Genomic DNA, 19,168 nt, shown 5'->3' with positions numbered 1-19,168 from the left:
GGCCAGGGGTCGAGGAAAGCCAAGCTTGAGCGGCGGCGGAACGGGGGATAGAGGTAGAGCCTTGTTCCGCCGATCGAAAGGCCCCTTCGCTGGACCTCGACGCGCTTTCCCGGCCCCGGATCCTGGTGGTCGCCGCCGGCCATCCGGGCCTCGGCGGCTTGGCGGACCTGACCGCCTCGCGGGCTGCCTTCCGGCGCTTCCGGCTGATGGAAGCCGTGACGGAGGCCTGGTTCCTGGCCGGCGCGGGCGATCGGCCGCCGCCGCCGGGCGTGCGGATCTTCCAGCCCTTCGGCCCGGCCGAGTTCCTGGCGGAAGCCGGGGCGGGCTTCGACGCCGGGGACTTCACCCAGCATGACCTGAACCTGCTCGACCGGCTCGCCGATCTGCTCGGCCGGCTGGCGCCGCAGGTGGTGCATCTCCACGACCTCGCGCCCTTCGGCGTGGAGCTGCCGTCGCTGATCCGGCGCGCGTGCCCGGCGGCGCGGATCGTGGTGACCCTGGGCCCCGGGCTCGCGCGGCGGGTGGGGATCACGGGCGCTCCGGAGGGGGAGCCGGTTCCGCGCTTCCTGCGCGCCGCGCTGCTCCGCCACGCCCTGCGCGGCGCGACGGTGCTGCTGCCCTCGGAGGCGCTGCGGCGGGCCTGCGTGGATTTCGGCCTCGATCCGGCGCGGCTCGCCGTGCAGGCGGAACTGGCGCCGGCGGCAGAGCCGCGCGATCCGCCGCCCTCGCGGCATTTCCTCGTCGCCGCCGCCTTTTCGGGCCCGGACGAGGCCGGGCTGCTCGCGGCGGCGGCCGAGCTGCTGGCCGCGCTGCCGCCTCCGGAGGGGCGAAGGCTGCGGCTGGAGGTCCATGACGGCGAAGAGGCGCGGCCCGACCTCATGGCCGCGGCGCATCTCGTGCTGGTGCCGCGCGGCGACGATCCGCAGGGGATCGCCGCGGCGGCCCGGGCACTGGGGCGGCCGGTGCTGGACTACGACAGCGCGGCCGGGCTGGCGGAAGGGCTCTTCGCCCTGCTGGAAGCGCCGGCGGAGCTGGCCGCCCTGCAGGCCATGCTCGTCCCGCCGCCGGGCGAGGCGCAGATCGCCGAAGACCTGCTGGCCTTCTATCGCGGACTGCCGGCATGAGCGCCTTCCTCCGCCCGCCCTTCGCGCAGAGCCTGGCCTTCGCGGCGCGCGCGGTGGCGCAGTCGCAGAGCGCCAACTACCACCAGGGCGAGGACATCCGCCTGCACCTCGTGATCCGCGGCGTGAACGGCGAGCCCCACCTCATCGCCAACGACTTTCTCGCGGGACAATGGGGCGAGGAGCTGCGGCTGCCCATCTCCCATGCCGATGCGCTGGCGCCGACCGTCGCCGTGGCCTTTACGCCCGGCGGCATCCTCGTCACCCCGCCCGGCAGCGAGGCGGCCGCCTTCCGGCCGGGGCGGCCCGTGCCGGACTCGCTGGTGCTGCGGCGCGGGCCGGACATCGGGGTCGGCGAGGGGGCGGCGCCTGCCGTCGCGCCGCCAGCCACTGCCGCCCCCGCCGCGCTGGAGGGCGACGGCGCGATCGACGCCGCCGGCCCGTTGCCGGGGACGGGCCACCGCCTGCTGATCCTGCGCCTCGCCGACGCGACGCTGGAGGCTGCGCTGACCACCACGCCCGTGCCGCTGCGCCTGGGCGATTCCGGCGCGGTCGCGGTGCCCCTGTTGGGCTTCGACGCGGGCGAGGGCCAGCTCGGCCTGCTCGCCGCGCTGCCGGAGTCGGACGCCGAGGCGAGCGGCGTGGAGCTGCTGCCGACCGGCCTGCCGCCGCTGCGCCTTGCACCGCCGGCCGGACAGCGCCTCGCGCCGCGTCCGCTGCCGGAGGAGCTGCTGGCGCGGCTGCGCCGCCATCTCGCCGTCGCGCGCGGCCCTGCAAAGCCCGAATTCGAGCGCCTGCTGCAGCGCGCCTTCACCGGCCGCGACACCGTCGCCTGGCTCTCCAGCCCGGTCCGGATGAGCGTGGCGCGCGTGGTGCCGACGGAGGCCGGCACGCTGCTGCAGGGCCGCTTCTTCGACCCGAACAAGGCCGTCACCGCCATCCGCCTGCGCCGCGGCGAGGAGCGCTTCGACCTCGCCTGGCTCGACACCGCGCCGCCCGAGGGCGAGGGCCGCGCCTTCACCGCGCGCGCGGCGATCACGGGGCCGCTCGGCGAGGCCTGGATCGAGGTGACGCTGCAGCCCGGCGAGACCGGGACTCTGCCGCTGCCCGCCGCCTCCTCCGGCGTGCCGGCGCTGCGTGCGCTGCTGGAGGGGATTGGCGCGACCCCGCCGGAGAAGCTGGACCACGCCTTCGACGCGGTCCTCGGCGCGCCGCTGGTGGCGCTGCATCGCGCGCGGCTGGCACAGCCGATGGCGGTGGAGGAACGCGTCTTCGGCACGCCACCCGAATCACCGCGCGCCAGCCTCGTCATCCCGCTGCACGGACGGCTCGACCTGCTGACCGCGCAGGCGGCGCTGCTCTCGGGCCTCACGGCCGACGAGGTGATCCTGGTCCTGGACGATCCACCGCGGCGCGAGGCGGCGGTGGCACTGGCGGAGTCGCTGTCGCGCCGCTTCGGCCTGCCGCTGCGCCTCCTCCTGCCCGCCGAATCGCGCGGCTTCGGCCCGGCGAGCAACCTCGGGCTGGAGCGTGCGCGGGGGCGCGCCGTCGTCTTTCTCAACGCCGACGCCTTCCCGGAATCGCCGGGCTGGCTGGATGCGCTCGCCGCCGCGCTGGAGGACCCCACGGTCGGCGCGGCGGGCGCGCGGCTGCTCTATCCGGATGGCAGCCTCCAGCACGGTGGCATGGTCCCCGAGCCCGCCGCCGACCGCGCGAACTGGGTCTTTCCCGAGCATCCCGGCAAGGGCCTGCGCCCGCCGCCGGCCTCGGCGGCGCCGCGCGACGTGCCCGCGCTGACCGGCGCCTGCCTGGCGCTGCGGCGCGAGGTCGCGCAGCGCCATGGCGGCTTCGATCCTGACTATGTGATCGGCGATTTCGAGGATGCCGACCTCTGCCGGAAGCTGGCGCGCGACGGGCTGCGCTGCGTGGTGGTGGACACGGCCGAGGTCACCCATCTGGAGCGCCAGTCGCAGGGCAGCGTGGCCGCCGCGCAGGGCCGCTGGAACCTGACGCTGCTCAACGCCTGGACCTACAATCGCCGCTGGCATGGCGGTTGAGGCTGACATCGCCGCGCTGGATGCGCTCCAGCACGGAACCGGCTTCCTGAGCATCGGCGGCTGGGTCGCGGTGCCGCCCGGCCGCGATTGGCCCGTGGTGACGCTGGAGCTGGGCGGGACCACGCACCGCATCGAGCACTTTTTCGCCCGCGGCGACCTGCCCGATGCGGAGAGTTTTCGTGCATTCCGCGACGACATTCCGTGGTCCGGCCCGACACCGGATTTTGCCGTCACGCTGTCCGCCGACAACGTGCCGCTCGTCACGGCCGAGCCCGCGCGCTGGGCACCCTTCGTGCCGCAGGGCGCGATCGAGTGGTTCTCGCAGGCGCAGCTGTCCGGCTGGGTGCACGACCCCGCGCAATGGCTCGGCACGCCCGATCTGGCGCTGCATGCGGACGGGCAGAAAGCCTGCGACATCCCGCTGAACGCGGTGCGTACCGACCTGCTGCTCGGCGCGCGATTTCGGGGCGAGCGGCTGGGCTTCTTCCTGCCCGCCGCCGTTCTGGGCCCGCTGCTCGACGGCATCCGCCCCTTCGGCGACGGCGTGGTCCGGCGCTGGTCGCTCGTCGCCGGTGGCCACGAGATCACGGCGCGCGAGGAGGCGCTGCGGTCACTGGTCCGCGGCGCGCTCGATCCGTGGGAGGGCGGCGCGCTGCGAGGCCGCGCGGAGCTGGAGCCCGAGCGTCCGCCGGTGGTGATGCTCGCTCTGGACGGGCGCGAGTTTCCGCAGATCCGTGCCGATGGCGGCCGCTTCGCGCTGCCGCTGCCGCATTCGCCGACGGGGCGCACGACGCTCACGGTCTCCGCGCGCATCGCGGGCGAGGCGCTGATGCTGCCGGGCTCGCCCGTCACGCTGCGGCACCTGCCGCTGGCGCCCGGCTTCGGCGCGGGGGCTTTTTCCGCCCTCTCGCGTGGCCGCCCGCGTGTCTCCGTCGTGATCCCGATCCACAACGCCGCGGCCGACCTTGCGCGCTGCCTCGCCAGCGTGATCGCGTACACGGCCGCTCCCGGGCGGCTGATCCTCATCGACGACGCCAGCACCGATCCGGCCGTCGCGGATGTGCTCGACGGATGGCGCGGCCGCGACGGCATCGAGATCCTGCATAACCCCGAGAATCTGGGCTTCACCGCCACCTGCAACCGCGGCATCGCAGCCGCCGGGCGCGACGACGTGATCCTGCTCAACTCCGACACCGAGGTGCCGGCGCGCTGGATCGAGACCCTCATGGCGGCAGCCCATTCGACGCCGGAGACGGCCTCGGCCACGCCCTTCTCCGACCACGCCGGCGCCTTCTCCGCGCCGCCGGTGCCGGTGGGCATGCCCACGACGGATCTATCGCGCCTCTGCGCGCAGTCCTCGCTCGCCACGCCGCCCGAGGCGCCGACGGGCCACGGCTTCTGCCTGTACCTCCGTCGCGACGCGATCGACCGGGTGGGCCTCTTCGACGAGGAATCCTTCCCGCGCGGCTACGGCGAGGAGAACGAGTGGTCGATGCGCGCGCTGCGCGCCGGGCTGCGCCATGTGGTGGACGACCGGACCCTCGTCCGCCACCGCCAGGCGGCCAGCTTCGGCGCGGAGCGCGCCACGCTGATGCAGGCCGGACGCGACGCGGTGGATGCGCGCTTCCCCGAATATCCCGCCCTGGTCCACGCCTTCCTCGCCGAACCGCAGATGGCCGCCGCGCGCTGGCGCATGGCGGGCGCCTTCGCGCGTCCGGCGCCTCGTCCCCGCATCCTCTTCGTGCTCGGGCTGGAGGCGGGCGGCACGCCACTCACCAATCTCGACCTCATGCGTGCGCTCGCGGATCGCTACGAGCCCTTCCTGCTCGGCAGCGACGGCACCGTGCTCACGCTGAAGCGCCTCGAATCCGGCGCGCTGCACGAGGTGGAGCAGCTCGCGCTCAACCGCCCCATCCGCCTCGCCGAGCACGCCAGCGCGGAATACGACCGCGCGCTGGCCGGGCTGCTGGTCCGCCACGCGATCGAGCTCGTGCATGTCAGGCATTTCGCTTGGCACGGGCTTGGCCTGCCGCTCGTGGCCCGCGCGCTCGGTATTCCCGTCGTGGTCTCGCTGCACGACTTCTACGCGCTCTGCGCCAGCCTCAAGCTGCTGGACGCGGAGGGCGAACCCTGTCCCGGCTGCTGCACCGACGCGCCCGGCGAATGCCGCGCCGAGCTCTGGCCGGAGGCCGAGGTCCCGCGCCTGCGTGGCGCCTGGGCCCGGCGCTGGCGCGAGCAGACCGGTGCGGCGCTGGCCGCGGCCGATGCGCTGGTCACCACCTCGCCGCAGGCGCGCGCGCGCCATGTGGAGGCCTTCCCGGCCCTTGCGCGGGCCGATTTCCGCGTGATCCCGCACGGCCGCGATTTTCCCGAAATGTCCGCCGCACGCACGGCCAGCCTTGCCAGCCGGCCGCTCCGCGTGCTGCTGCCCGGCCATCTCGACATCGCCAAGGGTCTCGGCCTGATCCGCGCCATGGCCGCGCTGGATCGGGGCAGCAGCGTGGAGTTCCACATCCTCGGCACGGCGGAGGGCGTGACCTCCACGTCCGGCCTTGCCATCCACGGCCCCTATCCCCGTGACGCCTTCGCCGAACGTGCACGTGCCGTCGCGCCCGACATCGGCGCCGTCCTCTCGCGCTGGCCGGAGACGCATTCGCACACGCTGACCGAGCTATGGGCTGCCGGCCTGCCGGTGCTTGCCCTCGATCTCGGCGCCGTCGGCGAGCGAATCCGTACCCATGGCGGCGGCTGGCTGATGCCGCCGGACTCCGCGCCCGAGGCGGTGCTGGAGCGCCTGGCCGTCCTCGCGCGCGATCCTGCCGGCCTCAGCCGCAGGCGCCTGGAGGTTCGCGCCTGGCAGCAGGGCGAGGGCGCCGCGCGCGACGCCGCCGCCATGGCCGCCGATTACGACCGCCTCTATCGCGAGCTGCGCGACCGCCGCCTCGCCTTCGCGACGCCCGCGCCGGCCCCCATCTGGCTCCGGCTGGACCTGCGCGATGCCCCGCGCGCCGAAGGCTGCGCGAACAGTGTGGAGGCGGCGGTGATCTATCGTCCCGTGACGGAATCCCGTCTCGCGGCGGCGCTCGCCGGCGAGGTGGCGGGGGTCGCCATCCTCTGCGACAGCCTGTCCAGCCCGGTCCTCACGCGCGTGCTGCCGCGCCTGCGCGACCGCCGCTGCGCGATCCATCCGGAGGTCAGGGCGGGAGCGGTCGACCTGGCTCCAGGCTGGACGGTCGAGGCGCCCGCCACTCCAGCGTGATCCCCGGCGCGCTCGCCGTGCCTGCCGCCGCGGCCTCGCGATGCAGCGTCGAGAGCCATCCCGGCCCGCCCTCGGGCGGGGCCTTCACCTGCGCGACCCAGCCCTCCGCGGGCGCTGCGCCCTCCGGCAGGATGCGGATGCGCGGATCGGCGACCTCCGCCGCTCCCTCCGCCAGCACGCATTCGAAGGGCGCCGTGGCGTCGAGCACGGCGCGCAGCGTTTCCGCCGTCGCTTCCGGCGGCACCGCGATCTCGATGGTCGTGAAGGGCAGCCCGATCTCGGCCAGGCGCTCCGAGCGCGTCGCGCGGCGCGGCGGCGGGACCAGCCGCCCGGCCAGCTCCGGCGCCTCGAAGCCCCGCGCCGTCGCCCTGACCGCGTCGAGCCGGGAGAGCGGCCGCGGCGGACGCACCACCAGCGCGCCCGGCCCTTCCACCCACAGCACCAGCGCGCCTTCCCGGACCGGCGGAAGGTCGAAGCGCAGCAGCCGGGGCCGCCGACCGGCGCGGGACTCCAGCAGCAGTCGGTCCGGCTCGCCGTCGCGGCGCAGCAGCAGCGTCACCGCCATCTCCCCCTCGCCTTCCAGCTCGAGCCCCATGCGCAGGCCCGGTCGGGTCCCCGGGGGCGCGGGCTCCAGCGCGAATTCCGCCTCCGCCCCGCCGGCTTCCACCTCCAGCCGCAGCCCGTAGCCCGGCAGCTCGCCCGGCCGGCGCTCGCGCGGCGCCGTCGCCGCGAAGCGCAGCGCGGCCCCGCGCAGGACCAGCCCTGTCGCGACCAGGGCCTCGCCCTCCACGACGCCCATGACCGGCCCCAGCCATGTCCGCAGCGAAGGGTTCACGAGCGGCGAGGGCAGCGCCTCCGCCCCGGCGTCGGCCAGCCGGCGATCGAGCGAGGCGAGCCGCACGGCCGCCGCCTGATCGCCCGGCGCCAGCTCGACCACGCGCCGCAGATGGGCGCGCGCGGCCGCTTCGGCGCCCAGCGCCGCGGCCGCTTCGGCGAGGCCCTTGGCGAGGGCGGGATCCTCCGGCCGGTGTTGCGCCGCGAGCGCCAGCTCCGCCAGGGCCTCGGCCGCGCGGCCGAGCGCGGCGAGGTGCTGCGGCCGGCGCGCCAGCCGCTCGCGCCAGGCGCTGTCCTGGGCGCCGATCCGGCTCCAATGCCCGGCGGCCTCCGCATGGCGCTCCAGCGTGCCGGCCAGGCGCGCCAGCAGGACGGTCGGCCCGGGATGGTCGGGCCGCAGCGCCAGGGCCTGACGGGCGGCGGCCTCGGCCGCCTCCCATTGCTGGAGCGCGAGCTGCACGCGCGCGCGGAGCACCAGCAGGTCGAAATCCTCCGGATGCAGCCGCAGCCCGTGCTCCAGGATGCGCGCGGCCGCCGCCGGATCCTGCCGGGCCTCCGCCTGCCGGGCCTCGTCGCGAAAGTGGCGCGCCGGCAGCGGGCCGGTGGGCGCCGCCGCCTCGGGCATCACGACGCGCCCGAGCGACCAGTCGCCGAATTCCGGGGCGCAGCGCAGCTCCAGCTCCGCCCCCTCGGGCGCAAGGCCGGCGAGGGGGAGCTCGAAGCCATGCGCGCCGCCGCCGATCCCGCCATGCGCCAGCTCCGCGCGGTAGCGGTCCGCCGGGAGGCGCGCCAGCACCTGGCCGCCGTGCCAGAGCTCGAGCGCGACGGCCGCCGCGGGCCGCGCCTGGTCCCAGGCCCAGCCGCGCAGCCGCCCGTGGGCGATCCCCTCCAGCCTACCGCGCAGCATGTGCAGCCGGCGCGGGATGCGCGGCGTGGCCACGTCGAGCCGGACGAGGTTATCGTACCACCAGGTCTCGAGCGCGATCTCGTGCGTCGCGCCGTCCTGTAAGCGCAGCGGCAGGGCGAATTCCAGCCCGTGGCGGCCGTCGCCCATGCCGGCCTGCTCCAGGTCGGCGCGCGGCAGCGCGGCGGTGAGGGGGGCGACGAGCTCGCCATCGACCATGAGGCTCAGCGTCAGGCGATGGCTGGGCCGGGTCGGATCCCAGGCCCAGCCCCGCAGCACGCCTTCGAAGACACCGTCGATCCGGCCGCGCAATTCGGGTCCCCCTCGCGGAAGGGATTCCGCGCTGCGTTCGAGATTAGTCCACACACCCGGGCACGGCGAGCCGCGCCGGGTCTGGCGCGGCGATCCTGCCATCCCGGTTCATGCGAAGGAAGGCATAAAGCTGCGGTGCAGCAAGTTCGGCGGTCAGCCCCGGATCGTGACGAGCTGGTCGCGGAAGCTGGCCGCGCAGGCGGGCCAGGAGAAGTGCTCCGCCTGGGCGCGGGCCTGGGGCCGCGGCACCTCCAGCGCGGCGAGGCAGGCCCTCTGCAGGTTCTCGTCCAGCACGCCGCCGGGGCCCACCACATCGCGGGGGCCCATCACCGGATAGGCCGCGACGGGCGTGCCGCAGGCCATGGCCTCCAGCAGCACGAGGCCGAAGGTGTCGGTGCGCGAGGGGAAGACCATCACGTCGGCGCCGCGATAGGCCGCGGCCAGCTCCTCGCCGTGCCGCCAGCCCGCGAAATGGGCGGCCGGATAGCGCGACTGGAGCGCCGCGCGCTGCGGCCCATCGCCCACGACGACCTTGGTGCCCGGCAGGTCCAGCTCCAGGAAGGCGGCGATGTTCTTCTCGACGGCCACGCGGCCGGCATAGAGGAAGATCGGGCCCGGCAGCCCGTTCCAGGCGTCGCGCGCGCCCTCCTGGAAGAGGGCCAGGTCCACGCCGCGGGTCCAGGGCAGCACGTGGCGGAAGCCGCGCCGCGCCAGCTCGTCCTGCAGGGTCTGCGTCGCGGCGAAGGTGCCGGCGCCGGCATTGTGGAAGCGGCGCAGCAGGGCCCAGGCGAAGCGCGGCGGGATGCCGGTGCGCGCCGTGATGTATTCGGCGAAGCGGGTGTGGAAGCTCGTGGTGAAGCGCCAGCCGCGCTCGGCGCAGATGGCGCGCGTGGCGAGGCCGAGCGGCCCCTCGGTCGCGATGTGGAGCGCGTCGGGCTGGGCCGCGTCCAGCATCTCGCGCAGCGGCGCGCGCGGCCGGAAGGCGAGGCGGATGTCGGAATAGCCCGGCATGGCGAAGTTGCGGAACCGGTCGGGGCCGATGACGTCCACGGCGTCGCCCAGCGCCATCAGCTCCCCGGCGACGCGCTCCAGCGTGCGCACCACGCCATTGACCTGGGGGCGCCAGGCATCCGAGACGATGGTGAGATGCATCAGGCGGGGAGGACCTCGCGCATGCGCTGGGGCGCGCGCTGCATGGCGGCCCAGTCCAGCAGTTCGAAGCGGCCGTCGTCGTGCTCGACGAGGGCCGTGCAGCTCTCCACCCAGTCGCCGTCGTTCATGTACATGACGCCGCTCACGACGCGCATCTCGGCATGGTGGATATGGCCGCAGATCACGCCGTCCAGGCCGCGGCGGCGCGCCTCGCCGGCCAGGGCGACCTCGAAGCGGTCGATCGCCTTCACGGCCTCCTTCACTTGGCGCTTCAGCCATTGCGAGAGCGACCAGTAGGGATAGCCGAACTTTCTCCGGGCGAGGTTGAACCACCTGTTGAGGACGAGCGCCGTGTCGTAGGCCCAGTCGCCCAGGTAGGCCAGGAACTTGGCATAGCGGATGACGCCGTCGAACTCGTCGCCGTGGATGACCAGGAAGCGGCGACCGTCGGCGCCGTCATGCACCGCCTCGCGCATCAGCTTCACGCCGGCGATCTCGAGGCCGAGCCATTCGCGGAACATCTCGTCGTGGTTGCCGGGGATGTAGGTGACCTTGGTGCCGTTCTGCGCGAGGCCGAGTACCATGCGCATCACCTGGTCGAACTCGTCGTGCCAGTACCAGGACTTGCGGAGCCGCCAGCCGTCGATCACGTCTCCCACGAGGTAAAGATGCTCGCACTCCACCCGTGCCAGGAAGTCGAGCAGCATATCCGAGCGCGAGCCGCGCGTGCCGAGGTGGATGTCGGAGATGAAGATGCTGCGCACCCGCATCGTTCCGTCTTCCGCTCCGACAAGGTCACGTGGCGCCATCACCCAGCTCCGTCTGTGAATAACTTTGGAAATGCGTGTGCTTACCTGGGTTTGCACGTGAATCTTCCATGACCCCCGCGCGGGCCGCATGTCTCGTTGCCGACCCGGAAGATTCGCCGAATCGTCATGGTCCGAGTGGTAAGCGACGCGCTTCATGCTTGTGATCTTCAATCCGGCGGCGGGATCGCGCCGCCGGCGCCGACTCGCACGCGCGATGCGCGTGCTGGGCGGGGGCGTTGCGCTGGCGGAGACCGCCGGACCGGGCGATGCGCGGCGCCTCGCGGCCGAGGCGGCGCAGGCCGGCCATGACTGCGTGGTGGCGGCCGGCGGCGACGGCACCATCGCCGAGGTTGCGGCCGGGCTTGTGGGGACGGGGGCCGCGCTCGGCATCCTGCCCTTCGGCACGGCGAACGTGCTGGCGCTGGAGCTGGGCCTGCCGCTCGGACCGGAGGCGGCCGCCCAGGTCGTCGCCGCGGGCCGCGAGGCGGCGATCCGGCCGGGGATCGCTCGCAATGCCGCGGGCGAGCGGCTCTTCGTGCAGATGCTGGGGGCGGGGCTCGACGCGGCCGTGGTACACGCCCTGCCGCCCGGGCTGAAGCGCGTGCTCGGCAAGGGCGCCTATGTCTGGCAGACGCTGCGCGAGCTGGCGCGGCACGGCTTTCCGCCGCTGCGCTTCTCCGCCGATGGCGGGGAATGGGAGGAGGCGTCGAGCCTCGTCGTCACCAAGGGGCGGCTCTATGCGGGGCGGCACCTGGTGGCGCCCTGCGCCTCGCCGCTGGAGCCGGGCTTCTCGCTCCTGGTGCAGTCGCGGGGCGGGCGCGGGCGCGCGCTGCTCGCCGGCGCTGCGCTGCCGCTGAACGCGCTGCACCGGCTGCCCTTCATCGCGCTGCGCCGCTGCGCGACGGTGGAGATCGAGGGCGCGGGCGTGCTGACGCAATGCGACGGGGATTGCGGGCCGGCGCTGCCGCTGCGGATCGAGGACGCGCCGGGGGCGCTGCGGATCAGGATGCCCTGAGTCCCGCGCAGCGGGCCGCCGTGGCCGCGCCGAAGAAGAAGCCATGCGCCGGCCTCGGCGCCTGGAAGCGCGGCGCCCGCGCCCGGCGCGACGCCAGCGCCAGCATTGCCGGACCGACGCCGAGCGCCAGCATCAGCAGTGCCAGGGCGGCCGTTCCCTCATCGATCGCACCGAACATCCCAAATCTCCTATCCGCCGGTCCTCGGCGTGGGGTGTTCTTGCGCCGGGCGCGATGAACCGGCGGTGACCTTCCCGTTCATCCCCGGTTTAGCCGGAAAGCTCTAAGGGCCATGGGTATGAAGCGGCGTGACCTGATCGAGAATGGCCTCCTCCTTGCTGCGCTCGGGCTCGTGCTGACCGGCGGGCCGGCGTCGGCAGGCGACGACGACGACGATGATGATGACGACGACGATGACAGCCGGCGCAGGGCCGCGCGCCTCGCCCGCGAGTCCGGCGAGATCATGGGCCTCGCCGAGCTGATGGCGCGGGTGGAGCGGCGCTATGTCGGCCGGATCGTCAAGGTGGAGCTCGATCGCGAGGACGGCCGCTGGGTCTACGAGTTCCGCCTCCTGCCGCCGGACGGCCGGATGTTCAAGGTCGAGCTCTTCGCCGCGGACGGCACGCTCCGCCGCACCGAGGGGCGCGTGCAGGAGAGGCCGAACTGATGCGCGTGCTGCTGGTGGAGGACAACGACGCCCTGGCCGCGAAGCTCCGCGCCGCGCTGGTCGAGGCGCGCTTCGCCGTGGACCACGCCGCCGACGGCGAGGAAGCCCTCTTCCTCGGCGAGACCGAGCCCTACGACGTGGTCGTGCTGGACCTCGGCCTGCCCCGGCTGGACGGGCTGAGCGTGCTGCGCCGCTGGCGCGCCGCGGGCCGTTCCATGCCGGTACTCGTGCTGACCGCGCGCGGCGCCTGGACCGAGAAGGTCGAGGGGCTCAACGCCGGCGCCGACGACTACATGGCCAAGCCCTTCGCGGTCGGCGAGCTGGTGGCGCGCCTCAACGCGCTGATCCGCCGCGCCAACGGCGTCGCCCGGCCCGAGATCAGCCTCGGCCCGGGCGGCGAGGTGACGCTCGACACCGTGGCCGCGACCGTGAGCCTCGACGGCGCGCCGGTGCGGCTCACGGGGCTGGAGTACCGGCTGCTGGCCTATATGGCGCAGTGCGGGGCGCGGCCCGTCTCCCGGACGGAGCTGACCGAGCACCTCTACGACCAGGATTTCGACCGGGATTCCAACACCATCGAGGTCGTGATCGGCCGCATCCGCCGCAAGCTCGGCGCCGGGCTCATCGAGACGGAGCGTGGCCTCGGCTACCGCATCGCCCTGCCCGCGGGGAAGGCCGGCGGCGTGCCGGCCTGAACGCCATGCGCTCGCTCACGCTGCGGCTCGCGCTCATCTCGGCCATCTGGGTGGGCGGCGGGCTCTCGCTGGCCTGGTGGCTCGCCTCCGCCGTGCTGACGCGGCAGGTCGAGGCGGCCTTCGACAGCCGCCTCGCCGCCCAGCTCGACGCGCTGGTCGCGGCCCTTTCCGTCACGGCCGACGGCCGGCCGCGCGTCGCCTCGCGCACCCTGTCGGACCCGGAGTTCCAGCGGCCGCTCTCCGGCGTCTACTGGCAGGTGACGGCCGGCGACGGGCGCCTCGTCACCTCGCCCTCGCTCTGGGACGCGCGGCTGGCGCCGCCGCCCGCCGTCGCGCCGGGCGGGGTCCAGGCCTATTCCGCGACCGGCCCGCGCGAGGAGCCGATGCGGGTGCTGGCGCGCTTGGTAACGCCGAGCGAGGAGACGCGCTCCTCCCTGGCCGGGACGAGCCCCATGCTGGTGCAGGTCGCCTCCTCGACCGCGGAGGTGCGGAGCGACATCGCGGCCACCAGCCGCATCCTCACCACGGTCTTCACCGTCCTCGGCCTCGGCCTGGTGGCCGGGGCCACGGGCCAGGTGCTCTGGGCGCTGATGCCGCTGCGGCGGGTGCGGCGGGCGCTGGCCGCGGTGCGCGACGGCTCGCGCGAGACGCTGCAGCCGCTGCAGGCTCCCTCCGAGGTGGCGCCGCTGGTCGTGGAGATCGACGAGCTGGTGGCGCAGAACCGCGCCACCATCGACCGCGCGCGCACCCATGTCGGCAATCTCGCCCATGCGCTGAAGACGCCGATCGCCGTGCTGCGCGTCTCGCTGCAGCAGGACCGGCCGGACGTGGAGGGCGCGCTGCAGGAGGCCGGCGCGATGGAGCGCCTCGTGGACCATCATCTTGCGCGGGCGCGGATCGGCGCGCTCGCGGGCGCGGCGGCGGTGGACACGCCCGCGCTGGCGGTGGCGGAGGAGATCGCCTCGGCCATGTCGCGCCTGCCGGCCGCGGCGCATCTCGACCTGCAGGCGGCGGGCGATGCCGGGGCGACCGCGCGGGTGGACCGGCAGGACCTCGCGGAGATGATCGGCAACCTCGTGGAGAATGCCTGCAAATGGGCGCGCTCGCGCGTGCGGATCACGGTCTCGGCCGCGCGCGAGCCGCAGGCCGGCGGCGAGGCGCGCCGGATCCTGGCGATCTCCGTGGAGGACGACGGCGCCGGCATGGATGCCGAGCAGCGCGAGGCGGCGATCGACCGCGGCACCAAGCTCGACGAGACGGTGCAGGGCTCGGGCCTCGGCCTCTCCATCGTCGCGGACCTGGCGGAGCTGGTGGGCGGGCGGTTGTCGCTCGGCGTCAGCGCGCTGGGTGGGCTGGCGGCGCGGCTGGAGCTGCCGGCGCGGTCGGGAGGGCAGGCGCCGGAGCGGCGGGAGGGCTGATTTCCGCGCGGCGCGGTCTTCCCGATTCGGGCGCCGCATGGTGGCATGCTGCCAACTCCTGGAGGATTCCTGAATGACTGTCGGCTTCCGCATCCGCCCCGTCACCGAGCGGGTGGACCCGTCCCTCGTCGCCCGCGCGCAAAAGCTGCCTGTCGCGAATATCGGCGACGTGATGAACCGGCTGCAGGCGCTCTCCGGCACCTTTCATTCCTTCGGCGGGAAGAAGCGGCTCTGCGGCCCGGCCTTCCCGGTGAAGGCGCGCTCGGGCGACAACCTGATGCTGCACCGCGCGGTGGACATGGCCCTGCCCGGCGACATCATCGTCGCCGACGGCAATGGCGACCTCACGGTGGGGCTGATGGGCGACCTGATGCTCGGCCATGCGACGAAGCGTAAGATCGGCGGCGTGATCGTGGACGGCGCGGTGCGCGACATTCCGCAGCTCGCGAAGATGGACCTCGGCGTCTGGGCGCGCGGCCACACGCCGGCGGGGCCCTTCAAGGACGGTCCGGGCGAGATCGGCTACGCGGTCTCCTGCGGCGGGCAGGTGGTGATGCCGGGCGACCTCATCTGCTGCGACGAGGACGGCGTGGTGGTGGTGCCGCTGGCCGACGCCGCGCAGGTGATCGCCGATGCGGAGAAGCACCAGGCCAAGGAGATCCAGGCCGAGAAGGACATCCAGGCCGGCACCTGGCCGCGCGACTGGGTGCTGGCGAGCCTGAAGGAGAAGGGCTGCGAGGGGGCTTGAGCGCGATGACCGAAGGCGCGAAGGCGCCGAAGGTCTGAATCGCGCGCCTCATGACCTCAGCCCTACCCGCGCCAGGACAGGTCGTTTCGGGGCAGCCGTCCGGAGGGATCGTGGACCGTCACCTTGTGCGGCGGTTCCGGCCCCCAGCGCCACAGCACGAGGTTGGCCGCATCGGGCCGCGCGCCGTTCGCGAAGGACGGCACGAGGATTCCCGAGGCGCCGGCGGCGGTCAGCCGCTGCGCGATCGCCCATGAGGCGGGCTTGCGGCCCTCGGCGCGGTCCAGCGCCCAGGGGCAGGCCATGTCCGCCAGCGCGACGCCGGCCGCTTCGCGCGTCTCCTCGCTGCGGAGGTCGGTGATCCCGTCCATATCGACCTCGTAGGCGCAGACGGTCAGCGGATCGAGGCGACGGGCGAAGCCGTGGCCCATCTCCACCAACATGCCCTCGATGCTCAGCGCCAGATACAGCGTCGGCACGCCGACCGGATTGAAGCGCCCGCCCTTGAGCGCCGCGCCCTCACCCGAGAGCGGCGCCCAGGACCATCGCGGATGATGCGCGCGCCAGGCCGTTCCGCTCCATCTCAAGCGAACCCGCCGGTGGCGATGTGGTCCAGGTAGTCGCGGACGGCGGCGGCCTTGCCGTCCTTTACCAGCGCCTCGGCGGTGCGGCCGCCGAAGGCAGGGAGCGGCTCGGCGCGGTACCAGGCCATGGCCTGCTTCTCGCCGCCGGCCCATTCGGTGATGCGGTAGAGGATCTCCAGCACCTCGCGGGCGCGGGCCTGGGTCTTCGGCGCGTGGAGGCGCGAGGTGCGGTGCACGGCCTCGGGCGTGAGGCCGGCGGTCTCGGCGAATTGCGCGCCGGAGACGCCGAAGGCCTCGGCCAGAGCCGGAATGGCGACATGGCCCATCGGGTCGAGATAGCGGGCCGGGCCAGCCGGCTCGAAGGCGCTCTGCGCTTCGGAAAAGCCCCTCGCCATGAGGTGATGCTCCAATGACAGTTCAAATGACGTATTGATACGCGTTTTGATATGGCAAATCTGGCGGCTTGGTCAAGCAAAAGGCCTCCCCCGGGGATCCGGGAGAGGCCTTTCCGAAGTCCGGCGACGGGAGGCGGTGCCTCCCCGCGCCTCAGACCTTGAGGTTGACGGCCGCGGTCTTGCCGCGCTCCTCGGTGAGGTCGAAGCTCACCGTCTGCCCGTCCTTGAGGCCTTGAAGCCCCGCGGCCTGCACGGCGGTGATGTGGACGAACACGTCCTTGCCGCCGCCGGCCGGCGTGATGAAGCCGTAACCCTTGGTGGCGTTGAACCATTTCACGGTGCCAGTGGCCATCCGCTGTCTCCTGATCGATGCGTGCGGAGAGTTCCGACGCGAAACGCCTCCTCCGGCCGGACAAACAGGTGGCGTCCAGCGGGTCTTAGGAGAGCGTCTGGGGTCGGCACGGCAAGGAAGGCGGGAGCTAAAAGCGCAGAACGTCGCCGCGGAGTCAAACACCTATGTTAATCGGCAATCCGGATCGCGCGCGACGCACGGATTTCCGCGCAAAAAGAAAGGCGGCCCGCGAGGGCCGCCTTCCGATCTGGTACAGGCTTTGGAGACTTGGACTTAGAAGTCCATGTCGCCCATGCCGCCCATGCCGCCGCCGCCCGGGCCACCGGCCGGAGCAGCCTTGGCCGGACGCTCGGCGACCATCGCCTCGGTGGTGATCAGCAGCGCCGCGACCGAGGCCGCGTCCTGCAGCGCCGTGCGCACGACCTTGGTCGGGTCGATGATGCCGGCGGCCACCAGGTCCTTGTACTCGTCGAGCTGCGCATCGTAGCCGAACACCCAGTCGCTGCTGCGGAGCACTTCGCCCGCGATCACGGCGCCGTCCTTGCCGGCGTTCTGGGCGATCTGCTTCAGCGGGGCCTGGATCGCCTTGCGGACGATCTCGACGCCGACCTGCTCGTCGCTGTTCAGGCCCTTGAGGGTCGCCAGGTTGACCGAGGCGCGCAGCAGCGCCGTGCCACCACCGGGAACGATGCCTTCCTGAACGGCGGCGCGCGTCGCGTGCAGCGCGTCGTCCACGCGGTCCTTGCGCTCCTTCACCTCGACCTCGGTGCTGCCACCGACGCGGATGACGGCCACGCCACCGGCGAGCTTCGCCAGGCGCTCCTGCAGCTTCTCACGGTCGTAGTCCGAGGTGGTCTCCTCGATCTGCGCCTTGATCTGCTCGCAGCGGCCCTGGATCTCTTCCTTCTCGCCGGCGCCGTCGACGATCGTGGTGTTCTCCTTCTCGATGCGGATGGTCTTGGCCTTGCCAAGCATCTGCAGCGTGACGGTCTCGAGCTTGATGCCGAGGTCCTCGGAGATCAGCTGACCGCCGGTCAGGATCGCGATGTCCTCGAGCATCGCCTTGCGGCGATCGCCGAAGCCCGGAGCCTTCACGGCCGCGATCTTCAGGCCGCCGCGCAGCTTGTTGACCACGAGCGTCGCCAGGGCCTCGCCCTCCACGTCCTCGGCGATGATGACGAGCGGACGGCCGCTCTGCACCACGGCCTCGAGCAGCGGCAGCATCGGCTGGAGCTGGGAGAGCTTCTTCTCGAAGATCAGGATGTAGGGCTGATCCATCTCCGCGACCATCTTCTCCGCATTCGTGATGAAGTACGGGGAGACGTAGCCACGGTCGAACTGCATGCCCTCGACGACGTCGAGCTCGGTCTGGATGGACTTGGCTTCCTCGACGGTGATGACACCCTCGTTGCCGACCTTCTCCATGGCGCGCGCGATCATCTCGCCGATCTCGGTCTCGCCGTTGGCCGACAGCGTGCCGACCTGGGCGACCTCGGCGGAGGTCGTGATCTTCTTGGTCTTCGCCTCGAGCTCGGTGACGACCACGGCCACGGCCTTGTCGATGCCGCGCTTGAGGTCCATCGGGTTCATGCCGGCGGCCACGGCCTTGGCGCCCTCGCGGATGATGGCCTGGGCCAGCACGGTCGCGGTGGTGGTGCCGTCACCGGCGGTGTCGTTGGTCTTCGAGGCCACTTCGCGCACCATCTGGGCGCCCATGTTCTCGAACTTGTCGGCCAGCTCGATTTCCTTGGCGACCGTCACGCCGTCCTTCGTGATGCGCGGGGCACCGAAGGACTTGTCGAGCACCACGTTGCGGCCCTTGGGGCCCAGCGTCACCTTCACGGCGTCGGCCAGGATGTCCACGCCGCGAATCATACGCTCGCGCGCCGAAGCGCCGAACTTCACGTCCTTAGCAGCCATTTGTCACCTCAATATGTTTGTGGGAGCGAGTACCTGGAAGGGCCTGGATCAGGCCGCCTTCTTGGCCTCGGCCGTCGTCTCGATGATGCCCATGACATCGGATTCCTTCATGATCAGCAGCTCTTCGCCGTCGATCTTGACCTCCGTGCCGGACCACTTGCCGAACAGGATGCGGTCGCCGGCCTTCACGTCGAGCGGGCGGACGGTGCCCTCCTCGCTGACGTTGCCGCTGCCGACGGCGAGCACTTCGCCTTCCTGCGGCTTCTCCTTGGCGGTGTCGGGGATGATGATGCCGCCCGCGGTCTTCTCTTCGGCCGTGATGCGGCGGACGAGGACGCGGTCGTGCAAGGGACGGAACTTCATGGGGCTCTTTCCTCCTGAAATGGATCAGGCGATGGGAAGCTCCCCGGGCGGCGCCGACTGGCACTCACCGGCAGGGAGTGCCAGCGATCTAGGCCGCACTCCCGCGTGAGTCAAGACGAATGGCAGCACTCTCTGGGGTAGAGTGCCAATCGGCTGGAATAAAACGAAATTTCTGGCGACGCGCAACGAAGCCGTGTCACGCTGCCTTCACAGACAGGCCCGTCCAGGGCCGGCAGTGGAGGTAGAGCCGGCCCCGCGGGGAGATCATCTTCCGAGGAGACCAGCGCGTATGCTCGACGTTTTGGTACCCATGGTCCGTCAACCCGACTGGCGGCTGATGACCGCCGAGATTCTCTACCACATGCCCGACCATCCGGCCGTGCTGCAGACCTTCATCTGGCAGAAGCACGACCTCGCCCCGGAATTTCCGGAGCTGACCCGCTTCCTCGACTTCTGGCGCCGCGAGATCGACGGTCCGCTGCACTCCGTCCGCGTCGCCAGCGAGGCGCTGATCAAGCCGGCCGAGCTGCGCTACTCGAACGGGGTCTTCCGGCTGCACTGACGGCCC

At 72.8% G+C, this 19,168-nt stretch carries 18 protein-coding genes; 9 read left to right on the top strand and 9 right to left on the bottom strand.

The genetic code is table 11. From position 1 onward, the window contains the following. The first annotated feature begins 125 nt into the window (after positions 1-125). The 3 genes from AC1ROY_RS01785 to AC1ROY_RS01775 are packed head-to-tail and all read left to right on the top strand — an operon-like array spanning position 126 to position 6,437. The gene (locus tag AC1ROY_RS01785; protein WP_493146584.1) at positions 126-1,124 is read left to right on the top strand and encodes a glycosyltransferase family protein; all 999 of its coding nucleotides are present in this window, start codon (positions 126-128) and stop codon (positions 1,122-1,124) included. Then, positions 1,121-3,178 (top strand): glycosyltransferase family 2 protein, encoded by a 2,058-nt coding sequence (locus AC1ROY_RS01780; protein WP_493146583.1) that lies wholly within the window; start codon positions 1,121-1,123, stop codon positions 3,176-3,178. The genes AC1ROY_RS01785 and AC1ROY_RS01780 overlap by 4 nt, the downstream gene beginning before the upstream one ends. After that, complete coding sequence (locus AC1ROY_RS01775; RefSeq protein WP_493146582.1) at positions 3,168-6,437, top strand: glycosyltransferase; 3,270 nt, start codon at positions 3,168-3,170, stop codon at positions 6,435-6,437. Before AC1ROY_RS01780 ends, AC1ROY_RS01775 begins: the two co-directional genes overlap by 11 nt. Here AC1ROY_RS01775 and AC1ROY_RS01770 read toward each other — a convergent pair. From AC1ROY_RS01770 to AC1ROY_RS01760, 3 genes are all read right to left on the bottom strand, one after another. Then, positions 6,373-8,487 carry a tetratricopeptide repeat protein gene (locus tag AC1ROY_RS01770; RefSeq protein WP_493146581.1) on the bottom strand — a complete coding sequence of 705 codons (2,115 nt, stop codon included), beginning with the start codon at positions 8,485-8,487 and terminating at the stop codon, positions 6,373-6,375. The genes AC1ROY_RS01775 and AC1ROY_RS01770 overlap by 65 nt on opposite strands. A 153-nt stretch (positions 8,488-8,640) precedes the next feature. Further along, positions 8,641-9,639: a glycosyltransferase family 4 protein gene (locus AC1ROY_RS01765; RefSeq protein ID WP_493146580.1), complete on the bottom strand. Its 999-nt coding sequence runs from the start codon at positions 9,637-9,639 to the stop codon at positions 8,641-8,643. Further along, on the bottom strand, positions 9,639-10,448 hold the full coding sequence (locus AC1ROY_RS01760) for a UDP-2,3-diacylglucosamine diphosphatase (RefSeq protein ID WP_493146578.1): 810 nt from the start codon (positions 10,446-10,448) through the stop codon (positions 9,639-9,641). The genes AC1ROY_RS01765 and AC1ROY_RS01760 overlap by 1 nt, the downstream gene beginning before the upstream one ends. A 154-nt stretch (positions 10,449-10,602) precedes the next feature. Between AC1ROY_RS01760 and AC1ROY_RS01755 the strand changes: the two genes are divergently transcribed. Beyond that, the gene (locus AC1ROY_RS01755; RefSeq protein ID WP_493146577.1) at positions 10,603-11,463 is read left to right on the top strand and encodes a diacylglycerol/lipid kinase family protein; all 861 of its coding nucleotides are present in this window, start codon (positions 10,603-10,605) and stop codon (positions 11,461-11,463) included. Here AC1ROY_RS01755 and AC1ROY_RS01750 read toward each other — a convergent pair. Then, positions 11,450-11,641 carry a hypothetical protein gene (locus tag AC1ROY_RS01750; protein WP_493146576.1) on the bottom strand — a complete coding sequence of 64 codons (192 nt, stop codon included), beginning with the start codon at positions 11,639-11,641 and terminating at the stop codon, positions 11,450-11,452. The two genes, AC1ROY_RS01755 and AC1ROY_RS01750, sit on opposite strands and share 14 nt — an antisense overlap. 118 nt (positions 11,642-11,759) lie before the next feature. Between AC1ROY_RS01750 and AC1ROY_RS01745 the strand changes: the two genes are divergently transcribed. From AC1ROY_RS01745 to AC1ROY_RS01730, 4 genes are all read left to right on the top strand, one after another. Continuing rightward, positions 11,760-12,128 carry a PepSY domain-containing protein gene (locus AC1ROY_RS01745; protein ID WP_493146575.1) on the top strand — a complete coding sequence of 123 codons (369 nt, stop codon included), beginning with the start codon at positions 11,760-11,762 and terminating at the stop codon, positions 12,126-12,128. Further along, positions 12,128-12,823, top strand: a complete 696-nt coding sequence (locus AC1ROY_RS01740) for a response regulator transcription factor (protein ID WP_493146573.1) — start codon at positions 12,128-12,130, stop codon at positions 12,821-12,823. The genes AC1ROY_RS01745 and AC1ROY_RS01740 overlap by 1 nt, the downstream gene beginning before the upstream one ends. Before the next feature lie 5 nt (positions 12,824-12,828). Beyond that, positions 12,829-14,241 carry a sensor histidine kinase gene (locus AC1ROY_RS01735; protein ID WP_493146572.1) on the top strand — a complete coding sequence of 471 codons (1,413 nt, stop codon included), beginning with the start codon at positions 12,829-12,831 and terminating at the stop codon, positions 14,239-14,241. 73 nt (positions 14,242-14,314) lie between these two features. Next, positions 14,315-14,989, top strand: a complete 675-nt coding sequence (locus AC1ROY_RS01730) for an RraA family protein (RefSeq protein ID WP_493146570.1) — start codon at positions 14,315-14,317, stop codon at positions 14,987-14,989. A gap of 62 nt (positions 14,990-15,051) precedes the next feature. Here the strand turns inward: AC1ROY_RS01730 and AC1ROY_RS01725 are convergent, their stop codons facing one another. From AC1ROY_RS01725 to groES, 5 genes are all read right to left on the bottom strand, one after another. Beyond that, positions 15,052-15,573, bottom strand: a complete 522-nt coding sequence (locus tag AC1ROY_RS01725) for an RES family NAD+ phosphorylase (protein WP_493146568.1) — start codon at positions 15,571-15,573, stop codon at positions 15,052-15,054. Continuing rightward, on the bottom strand, positions 15,570-15,965 hold the full coding sequence (locus AC1ROY_RS01720) for an MbcA/ParS/Xre antitoxin family protein (protein ID WP_493146567.1): 396 nt from the start codon (positions 15,963-15,965) through the stop codon (positions 15,570-15,572). Before AC1ROY_RS01720 ends, AC1ROY_RS01725 begins: the two co-directional genes overlap by 4 nt. 151 nt (positions 15,966-16,116) lie before the next feature. Then, the gene (locus AC1ROY_RS01715; RefSeq protein ID WP_493146565.1) at positions 16,117-16,317 is read right to left on the bottom strand and encodes a cold-shock protein; all 201 of its coding nucleotides are present in this window, start codon (positions 16,315-16,317) and stop codon (positions 16,117-16,119) included. A gap of 273 nt (positions 16,318-16,590) precedes the next feature. Continuing rightward, a complete protein-coding gene (gene groL / locus AC1ROY_RS01710; RefSeq protein ID WP_493146564.1) occupies positions 16,591-18,237 on the bottom strand; it encodes a chaperonin GroEL in 1,647 nt (548 codons plus the stop codon). A 48-nt stretch (positions 18,238-18,285) separates the two neighbouring features. Next, the gene (groES, locus tag AC1ROY_RS01705; RefSeq protein ID WP_493146563.1) at positions 18,286-18,600 is read right to left on the bottom strand and encodes a co-chaperone GroES; all 315 of its coding nucleotides are present in this window, start codon (positions 18,598-18,600) and stop codon (positions 18,286-18,288) included. A gap of 310 nt (positions 18,601-18,910) precedes the next feature. Between groES and AC1ROY_RS01700 the strand changes: the two genes are divergently transcribed. Beyond that, positions 18,911-19,162 carry an usg protein gene (locus AC1ROY_RS01700; RefSeq protein WP_493146562.1) on the top strand — a complete coding sequence of 84 codons (252 nt, stop codon included), beginning with the start codon at positions 18,911-18,913 and terminating at the stop codon, positions 19,160-19,162. Positions 19,163-19,168: the final 6 nt, after the last annotated feature.

The organism is Roseococcus sp. GW821-FHT12F05, assembly GCF_058806835.1.
Note: the sequence above shows the minus strand (reverse complement) of the source record. Positions and strands in the feature narration are given on the sequence as shown.